Annotated in this window: 9 protein-coding genes and 2 pseudogenes; 8 read left to right on the top strand and 3 right to left on the bottom strand. The window is 62.2% G+C overall.

The features are described 5' to 3' along the window. The first annotated feature begins 83 nt into the window (after positions 1 to 83). Together MESS2_RS14040 and MESS2_RS14045 are read left to right on the top strand one after the other, a co-directional pair. A complete protein-coding gene (locus MESS2_RS14040) occupies positions 84 to 536 on the top strand; it encodes a hypothetical protein (protein ID WP_008874994.1) in 453 nt (150 codons plus the stop codon). A 45-nt stretch (positions 537 to 581) separates the two neighbouring features. Beyond that, positions 582 to 1193 (top strand): annotated as a pseudogene (locus tag MESS2_RS14045) (EamA family transporter); the annotation flags it as partial. A gap of 66 nt (positions 1194 to 1259) precedes the next feature. On the opposite strand, the gene MESS2_RS14050 reads toward MESS2_RS14045, so the two are convergent. Beyond that, positions 1260 to 1847, bottom strand: coding sequence for a TetR/AcrR family transcriptional regulator (locus tag MESS2_RS14050; protein WP_008874997.1), 588 nt, complete (start codon positions 1845 to 1847; stop codon positions 1260 to 1262). 113 nt (positions 1848 to 1960) lie between these two features. Here MESS2_RS14050 and MESS2_RS32315 point away from each other — a divergent pair, with 113 nt between their 5' ends. Then, on the top strand, positions 1961 to 2218 hold the full coding sequence (locus tag MESS2_RS32315; protein ID WP_008874998.1) for a hypothetical protein: 258 nt from the start codon (positions 1961 to 1963) through the stop codon (positions 2216 to 2218). A gap of 541 nt (positions 2219 to 2759) precedes the next feature. Here the strand turns inward: MESS2_RS32315 and MESS2_RS32990 are convergent. Then, a complete protein-coding gene (locus MESS2_RS32990; protein WP_209436101.1) occupies positions 2760 to 3176 on the bottom strand; it encodes a hypothetical protein in 417 nt (138 codons plus the stop codon). A 330-nt stretch (positions 3177 to 3506) separates the two neighbouring features. On the opposite strand from MESS2_RS32990, the gene MESS2_RS14060 reads away from it, so the two are divergent. From MESS2_RS14060 to MESS2_RS34130, 3 genes and pseudogenes are all read left to right on the top strand, one after another. Next, positions 3507 to 4103: a glutathione S-transferase family protein gene (locus MESS2_RS14060; protein ID WP_008875003.1), complete on the top strand. Its 597-nt coding sequence runs from the start codon at positions 3507 to 3509 to the stop codon at positions 4101 to 4103. A gap of 136 nt (positions 4104 to 4239) precedes the next feature. After that, a pseudogene (locus MESS2_RS32995) lies at positions 4240 to 4428 on the top strand (endonuclease domain-containing protein); the annotation flags it as partial. A gap of 2 nt (positions 4429 to 4430) precedes the next feature. After that, positions 4431 to 4613, top strand: coding sequence for a Pr6Pr family membrane protein (locus MESS2_RS34130; protein WP_209436102.1), 183 nt, complete (start codon positions 4431 to 4433; stop codon positions 4611 to 4613). Between the two features lie 116 nt (positions 4614 to 4729). Here MESS2_RS34130 and MESS2_RS14070 read toward each other — a convergent pair whose 3' ends face one another. Continuing rightward, entirely contained in the window at positions 4730 to 5380 is a 651-nt protein-coding gene (locus MESS2_RS14070) for an outer membrane protein (protein WP_008875005.1), read from the bottom strand. Between the two features lie 409 nt (positions 5381 to 5789). Here MESS2_RS14070 and MESS2_RS14075 point away from each other — a divergent pair, with 409 nt between their 5' ends. Together MESS2_RS14075 and uvrC are read left to right on the top strand one after the other, a co-directional pair. Continuing rightward, complete coding sequence (locus MESS2_RS14075) at positions 5790 to 6566, top strand: SDR family oxidoreductase (RefSeq protein ID WP_008875006.1); 777 nt, start codon at positions 5790 to 5792, stop codon at positions 6564 to 6566. Beyond that, the gene (uvrC, locus tag MESS2_RS14080; protein ID WP_008875007.1) at positions 6563 to 8626 is read left to right on the top strand and encodes an excinuclease ABC subunit UvrC; all 2064 of its coding nucleotides are present in this window, start codon (positions 6563 to 6565) and stop codon (positions 8624 to 8626) included. Before MESS2_RS14075 ends, uvrC begins: the two co-directional genes overlap by 4 nt. Positions 8627 to 8647: the final 21 nt, after the last annotated feature.

Below are 8647 nucleotides of genomic sequence, written 5' to 3' on the forward strand. Positions count from 1 at the left end.
ACGCCATCGAGATGACGGCGCAACCGCTTGACCGCCGCCGAGCGAATCCGCACAGTGCACTGAGTCGACCATAAGAGGCTGCCATGACTCGCTTCGCCAGATCCGCCCTTGCCGCATTGATTGCTCTTTGCACACCGCTCGGCACGTCGCTTGGCGTCACACAGGCCGTGCACGCGGCCGACCTTGGCGTCTATTCCGGCGACGACGGCAGCGTCTGCGGCGAGGACTGGGTGCTGAAAAAGATCACCAACCGCTTTAGCTACCAGGTGCGTCACGTGCCGCAACTGCCCGATGTCGAAATCGTCGATTTCCAGCGCATCTATCAGCATCGCTATCTGCCGGCCGATGAAACCAGGCCGATCGGTCGTCGCTATTGCGGCGCCACCGTCAGCCTGTCAGATGGCCGCGACCGCACCATCTGGTATCTGATCGAGGAAGGGCAGGGCTTTGCCTCGATCGGCGACAATGTCGAATTCTGCGTCTCGGGCTTCGACCGCTGGATGGTCTACAACGGCCGCTGCCGCGTTCTGCGCTGAGCGCGGCGTTCCCTTTCTAATTTTTCTTCGCCTGCGGCGACATCGCTGCAGGTCGGCTACAGCGTCTTCCTGGTGGCCGCCTACCGCTATGGCGAACTGGGGCAGGTCTATCCGATCGTTCGCGGCAGCGTACCGCTGCTGGTCACCGCTCGGTGGCTATTTTCTGGCCGGCCAGCAACTCACCATGCCGGAGATCCTCGGCGTCGCGCTCGTTGCGGGCGGCATCATGGCGTCGACGACATCGATCCTCTACGCGCTGGCGACGGGTGCGATCATCGCCGCTTATGCGACGGTCGACGCCATCGGCGTTCGCGCGGCGCAAGACAGCGGCGCCTATACGGCCTGGGTGCTGGTGCTCTACGGCGCCTTGCTGCCGGCGACCTTCGTCGCCTTGCGCGGCAGGCTCGCCGTCGATTTCGGCGCGCCGGAAACCTGGAAGGCGCTGGGCGGCGGCCTGTTCGCACTGCTCGCCTATGGCGTCGTCGTCGCCGCCTTCGCGCTCGGACGGACGGCCCGATCACCGCGATCCGCGAAACCAGCGTCGTCTTCGCCGCGTTCATCGGAAGGCTGTTCCTTGGCGAGGCGCTGACGCCAAGGCGCGTCGGTGCCTGCGGTGTCGTCGCGCTTGGCGCCATCTGCCTCGGCTACCAGGCGTAAAGACCAGAGATGGATACTCCTTGAACTGTCGGGTTGAACTGTCGGGCCGCTGGTTGATCAAGCTCGTCAGCGATTTGCCCCGGACAGGTAAGCGCAGATCAGCTCGACGAGCTGCTTCTGCAGGTCGGCGGCATCCAGCATGCCCCGGCGCGCCGCATTGTGGATCACACCCTCGACCGCGGAGGAAAGCACGCGTGCGACCGTCTCGGTGTCTTTCCTGCGTCTGCGATACTGCGCCACGGCGGCGGCGTAGTGTTCGAGATAGCGGGATTGGAACGCGGCATGGGCGGCCCGCGAGCCGCGATCGCCCGGCGCCTCGTCGAGCAGCACCTGGTGCAGCGTCGGGTGGATGCTGTGCGCCGCGATCATGCCGCGCACCAGCTCGCGCGCGAATTGCCTGAGCGGCTTTTCGTCCGCGGCCGCTTCGCTGATGATCGACAGCACGTGATCGAAGTGGCGGCGCCGGATGGCCTCGACCAGGGCGAGCTTGTCGGGGAAATATTGATAGAGCGAGCCGATGCTGACGCCGGCCGCCTCGGCCACCTTGTTTGTGGTGAAGCCGACCCACCCAAGCTCGCTCAGAATATGAGCACCGGCTTCGATGATTGCCTCGACGGTCGCGATCGAGCGCGCCTGGCGCGGCTGCTTGCGCATGCGCTGACGCGATTTTGCAATGCGAGTAGACACGTTTGCTTGCCCCCATGAAAATACGAACATGAAAATATAAACAACATACTCACATTTTCCGGACCGGAAGGAAACCAATCATGAGCGCCTTGATCTTGCTTCGCAGCCTCTTTGCCTGTCAGGCCTGGGCCAACGACGAACAACTGGAGAAAATCGCGAGCCTGGATCGGCATGTGCACAATGAGGAACGGCACGCCGCGATGCGGCTGATCAGTCATTGCCACGTGGTGGCTGATCAGTCATTGCCACGTGGTGGCGTGAATATTTTCGGCGCATCTCCTCGGCGAGAGCCACGGCTAAGACGCTGCCAATACAGCGGACACACAACCACGCTATAACACTTTGAATCTGCTTCATGATTTCAGAATCTAAGATCAGCAAGCAAGAATAGATTCCGATTTTCCGGGCCGATGCGTTGGTGCTCGACTGACTGAGGGTTGCCAATTTTCGCAACCTCAACTTCTTTGTTGAAAGCAAAATCCCGATCTTGTTAAATGTGAGCTTGAGGCTCGCTTTCGTCCCGCAAGGTGATGCGGCGACACTCGTCCTGTTGCTTCTGTCTACGCCTTCAGTTCACCGCGTTTGACAAGACGAAGCGGGCGGTGCCGCAGCTCTTCGCGGTCGTCGCCACCAGCAGTCGATGTCTGCGGGTGGAGGCTGTTCGAAAAGTTCCTGCGCTTCTCGACAAGACCAACCAAGATAGAGCGCGCAGAATTTCCGTCGCAGAATTTCACCACACAGGTCGAAGATCCCAAGTGGATTTTGCGACAATCTGCATGGTCGTGCGGATGACGTAACCAAAATTTAAGCTGCGAAAATCATTGTAATGCTTCGCTGGCTAGACACAAGCGAGTCAGATATGCATGACAAGCCGGGTCACTAATGGCCATCGGCACAACGCAAGGGGCATCGCATGGCTAAGACGTCATCCAAAGCGCCGGCATCCAAGGCACCGGCAAAGAAAGCACCAGTAAAGGCAGCGGCGGCGAAAGCCGCGACTGCGGTTAAGAAAGCAGCACCTGCTGCCAAGCCTAAGGCAAAGGCTGCGCCGGCCAAGAAGCCGGCCGCAAAGGCCGCGGCTAAACCGGCAGTGAAGAAAGCGGCACCGGCCAAGGCCAAGGCTGCACCGGCAAAGAAGGCTGCACCGGCAAAGAAGGCGGCACCGGCCAAGAAGCCGGCTGCAAAGGCCGCGGCGAAACCCGCCGCGAAGAAGGCAGCGCCGGCAAAGGCCAAGGCTCCGCTGAAGGCAGCCGCGGCGAAGTCCTCAGCACCGGTGAAGAAAGCAGCACCTGCCAAGAAGGCAGCGCCTGCCAAGGCCAAGGCCGCGAAGAAGTAGTCGCGTTTCTTAGCGCGCCGGGGACAATGCCGGAACACATGAGGGCGGATGCCATCAAGGCGCCGCGCTATGCGCTTTGGTATTGAGGCGCTCGAAAAGAGGGGCGGAGGTATCTTTCGCAGCTCCCCGGACTTCGCCGTGCGGCGAAGTCCGGGGGCTTTTATTGCGTCTCAACGGCGGCTGGCGCTCACGATAGATGTCACCTCTGGCGGCTGGTTTTTCCGCTGCTGGCCGTTGCCTCATTAAAGGCGATCGGTAAAAACGCACTGTCCATAAACAGGAAACCGATCATGCCGAAGCTGCTCTATGCGTCCACTTCCCCCTATAGCTCCAAGGTGCGCATGGCGGCACTTTATGCCGGCATCGCCGTCGATCTCGTGCCTGTCAAGACCGAGGACAAGCCGGCCGAGTTGATCGGCGCCAATCCGCTTGGCAAGATTCCGGTGCTGGTGCTGGACGATGGCCGCTCGATCCACGACAGCCGCGCCATTACCCAGCATCTCAGCCGGGTGTCGAAGAATGCGCTGTTGCCGCGCAATCCCGACAAGCGCCTCGAGGCTGAGGTACTGGAGGCGCTGGCCGACGGCATCTGCGACTGCGCGCTGTCGATGGTCTATGAGCGGCGCACCCGCCCTGAGGACATGGTCTACCAGCCTTGGCTCGATCGCCAGTGGGCAAAGATCACCGCGGCACTCGATCTGCTCAACGCCAATCCGCCAAAGCTGCCGAAGAAGATCACCACCGGCCAGATCGCGCTGCGCGCCTGCCTCGGTTATCTTTCGCTGCGCTTTGCCGGAAAATGGGAGAAGGGCCGCAGCCGGCTGATCCGCTGGGCGGCACGTTTTGATGAGAAATTTCCCGAGCTGAAGCCGGCGGTTCCGGGCTGAAGGCAGGGGGATGTCTTCGGTATTTGAGATTGGCGAAAGCCGGGATGGCGCCCAATCTCCCCCTTGTGCGGGAGATGTCCGGAAGGACAGAGGGGCGCCGTAGAGCGCTCACTTCAATAGTATGGAGGATTTGACAATGCCTCACACGCCATTGCATCCGCGACACCGTGCAAACGCCAAATCGATGCGCAGGGTCATGACCGACGCCGAGCTGAAACTCTGGAACGAACTTCGTGCGCACCGACTGATGGGGCTTGGCTTCCGGCGTCAATTTCCGATCGCCAGTTACATTGTCGACTTTGCTTGTCCGGAGAAGAAACTCGTACCGTGGCGTATCTCGCCTATGCCCTGGCTCGTGGTGTCGCTGAAGGGAAATACGCTTACCCATTCATAGATGTGTCCGCGAATGGCTGGGTCGGGGTCATGTCGAACGCCGTCGTGATCGCTCTCGGTTTCGTCGCGGCAGCCGAAGTCCTGGTCTTGGTTGACCGAATGCTGGCTCCACGCTGACCTCGATATCGCGCGTGGCTGCGCCGACGGCCGAGACGCTTCAGCGCACGGCAGGCGCCGGGCACAAAAAAAGCCGGGCGCGAGGCCCGGCTTTTTCGTGTCGTGGCTTGAACGACTTAGAACTTCATACCGACGCCAAAGGTGACGCGGTTGTCGGTCGACTTGACTTCGCCGAGGCCGTCGAAGTCCTTCTTGCCGAAATCAGTGTAGCGATATTCGACACGGCCGAACACATTGTCGGTGATCTTGATGTCGGTACCGAGACCGGCCGTCCAGCCGAGCATGGTGTTGCTCTCGCTGAAGCCAGCGGCTTCCATCTTCTGGTTCCTGAGCGCACCACCTGCGGTGCCGTAGAGCAGGATCTCCGGGGTGACGGAGTAACCGAGGCGGGCGCGCAGCGAGCCTTCGAAGCCGCCCTTCGACTCGAGGCCGGCATTGTCGCCCTTGACATCGGTATAGCCAATATCGGCTTCAGCACCGTAGACGAAGTTCTCCTGCTGCCACTGATAGCCGCCGAAGACGCTGCCGACGAAGCCGTCGGTGTCGATGTCAACGCCCACATCCTCGGCATCGGCCTTGCCGCTGAAGCCGTAGCCGACGCTCAGACCGGCATAGGGACCGGCCCAGGAAGCGACAGGAAGTTCTGCGATCGGCGCGGGTGCCGGCGGCTCTTCCGAAACAACGTCCGCGGCGTAGGCGGTTCCACTGAGGGCGAAGAGCCCGAGCGCTACCGCCAGCGGTCGCGCAAATTTAAGATTGGCTTGCATTGTTCTTTACTCCTTAAGCCACAGGCACAGGCTTGTTTTTCGCGAATGCCCTCAACCCGTCCGGGGGGATAAACGGATCTGGCGCTCGCCGGTTCCAAATGTCGTGTCAAAATGCGGCTGAAGCGAACCTGAACTTGGGTCATTCCCTGGCACGAATGAGGCCAAACCTTGACGTTGCATCCGCGCAACAGATGGTGTCAGGAGGCTTTGCCATGCTGCGCTGCACACCGCTTGGAGCAAGGAGTCCAGGGCTCTATATTGCGGTCCGGCAGGCCGAGTCCCGGCCAGAGTCGAAAGGCCGTATGGCCGCTTTGCCACAATGCTGCCCAAGGTACGAACTGCATTTAACCCTTGGCCGGCCATATTTGCCGGCGGGCTGAAATTGGAGCCCCGATTAAGGATTGACAGGATGAGCAAAGCCGCTGGAACGGCGCTGGTAACGGGCGGAGGCAAGCGGATCGGCAAGGCGATTGTCGAGGATCTGGCCGCAAACGGTTTTGCCATGGCGATTCACTGCAACAGCTCACGGGCCGAGGCGGAGACGCTGGCGGAAAAGATCAAGGATGGTCAATTTGGCCGGAATGGCCGCGCCGCTGTGGTTGCCGCCGACCTGACCGATATGGAAGCGGTCGGCGATCTGATCGGCCGCGCCGAAGCGGCACTCGGGCCCGTCACGCTGCTGGTCAACAACGCCTCGCTGTTCGTGGACGATACGGTTCAGGATTTCGACTGGCTTGCCTGGGACCGGCACTTCGCCATCCATGTCAAGGCGCCGGCGCTGCTGGCGCAGAGCTTCGCCCGCGCCTTGCCGCAAGGGCAGGAGGGGCTGATCGTCAACATGATCGACCAGCGCGTCTGGCGGCCGACGCCGCGCTATTTCTCTTATGCGCTGTCGAAGTCGACGCTGTGGACGCAAACCCAGATGCTGGCCCAGGCGCTGGGACCCCGTATCCGCGTCAACGCCATCGGTCCTGGCCCGACGCTGAAGAACATGCGGCAGGACGATCATGATTTTGCCGCGCAGCTCGACGGCCTGATCCTGAAACGCGGCCCGGAATTGCCGGAATTCGGCGCCACCATCCGCTATCTCTGGGCGGCGCGCTCGGTCACCGGCCAGATGATCGCGCTCGATGGCGGCCAACATCTTGCATGGCAGACGCCCGATGTGACAGGCATGGTGGAATGAGTCCCGTAGACCAAAAGCATAGACCGCGCAGCGGAGCCGCCGACGACCTGCCCCCGGAAGTCGACCTTGAGGACGAGGCGGCGGAGGAGATCGTCGCCCCTTCTGGCCCGGATGTGGCCTTCACCGCCATCGACTGGGCGCCGCATGCCGGCGATGCCGACGGCATGGTCGGTGCCGAGGTTATCCAGACGCTGGTCAAGCGGCTGCCCAATGCGCCCGGCGTCTACCGCATGATGAATGCCGCCGGCGACGTGCTCTATGTCGGCAAGGCGCGCAGCCTGAAGAAGCGGGTGACCAACTACGCGCAAGGCCGTTTCCACACCAGCCGCATCGGCCGAATGGTGCGCGAGACCGCGACGATGGAATTCGTCGTCACCCGCACCGAGATCGAAGCGTTGCTGCTCGAAGCCAATCTTATCAAGCGCTTGCGGCCAAGATTCAATGTGCTGATGCGGGACGACAAGTCGTTCCCTTATATTCTGCTCACAGGCGACCATGTCTCGCCCGGCATCTACAAGCATCGTGGCGCGCGCTCGCGCAAGGGCGACTATTTCGGCCCCTTTGCTTCCGCCGGCGCTGTCGGCCGCACCATCAATTCGCTGCAGCGCGCCTTCCTGCTGAGAAGCTGCACCAACTCCTTCTACGAGAACCGCACCCGGCCCTGCCTGCTCTACCAGATCAAGCGCTGCGCCGGGCCATGCACCGGCGAGATCTCGCACACCGACTATGCCGTGCTGGTCGCGGAGGCCAAGGATTTCCTCTCCGGTCGCAGCCAGAAGGTGAAGACGGAAATCTCCGCCGCCATGCAGCAAGCCTCGGAAAATCTCGATTTCGAGCGCGCCGCGATCTATCGCGACCGGCTGGCGGCACTTTCACATGTGCAGAGCCACCAGGGCATCAACCCGCAAACGGTGGAAGAGGCCGACGTCTTCGCCATCCATCAGGAAGGCGGCCAGGTCTGCATCCAGGTGTTCTTCTTCCGCACCGGCCAGAACTGGGGCAACCGCGCCTATTTTCCCAAGGCCGATCCGGCGCTGGAGGCAGCCGAAGTGCTGGGCTCGTTCCTGGCGCAGTTCTATGACGACAAGCCGACGCCGCGCGCCATGCTGCTCTCGCACGCCGTCGAGGAGCAGGAACTGCTGGCCGAGGCGCTCTCCACCCGCGCCGGTCGCAAAGTGTCGATCTCGGTGCCGCAGCGCGGCGAGAAGAAGGACCTGACCGGCAATGCGTTGCAGAACGCCCGCGAGGCGCTCGGCCGCCGGCTGGCCGAGACCTCGACGCAGGCGCGGCTGCTCACCGGTTTTGCCGAGACCTTCGGCCTGGCAAAGCCGCCGGTGCGTATCGAGGTCTACGACAATTCGCACATCATGGGCACCAACGCCGTCGGCGCCATGGTCGTTGCCGGACCGGAAGGCTTCGTCAAGAACCAGTACCGGAAATTCAACATCCGCTCGACCGAGATCACGCCGGGCGACGATTTCGGCATGATGCGCGAGGTGATGGAGCGGCGTTTTTCGCGGCTGCTGAAGGAGCATGGCGATACTCCGCAAATCGCAGGGACAGAGGGCGAAGCGGAGGACGACATCGAGGGCGCCAGCGGTTTTCCGGCCTGGCCCGACGTGATCCTCATCGACGGCGGCCAGGGCCAGATGACGGCCGTGCGCAAGATCCTTGCCGATCTCGGTATCGAGGATCGCGTCGTGGCCATCGGCATCGCCAAGGGCCAGGACCGCGACGCCGGCCGCGAACGCTTCTTCGTCAGGGGCAGGGACTCGTTTTCGCTGCCGGTGCGCGATCCCGTCCTCTACTTCGTCCAGCGGCTGCGCGACGAGGTCCACCGCTTCGCCATCGGTTCGCACCGCGCGCGCCGCAAGAAGGAGATGGTCAAGAGCCCGCTCGACGAGATCAGCGGCATCGGTCCCGGCCGCAAGCGCGCGCTGCTCATGCATTTCGGCACTGCCAAGGCGGTCAGCCGGGCGGCTATGGAGGATCTGGTCAAGGTCGACGGCATTTCCGAACAGGTGGCGAAGCTGGTTTACAATCATTTTCATGAGAGCTGATGCATGTCGCCCAAAAGTGGG

This window comes from Mesorhizobium metallidurans STM 2683 (genome assembly GCF_000350085.1).
GTDB classification, from domain to species: Bacteria; Pseudomonadota; Alphaproteobacteria; order Rhizobiales; family Rhizobiaceae; genus Mesorhizobium; species Mesorhizobium metallidurans.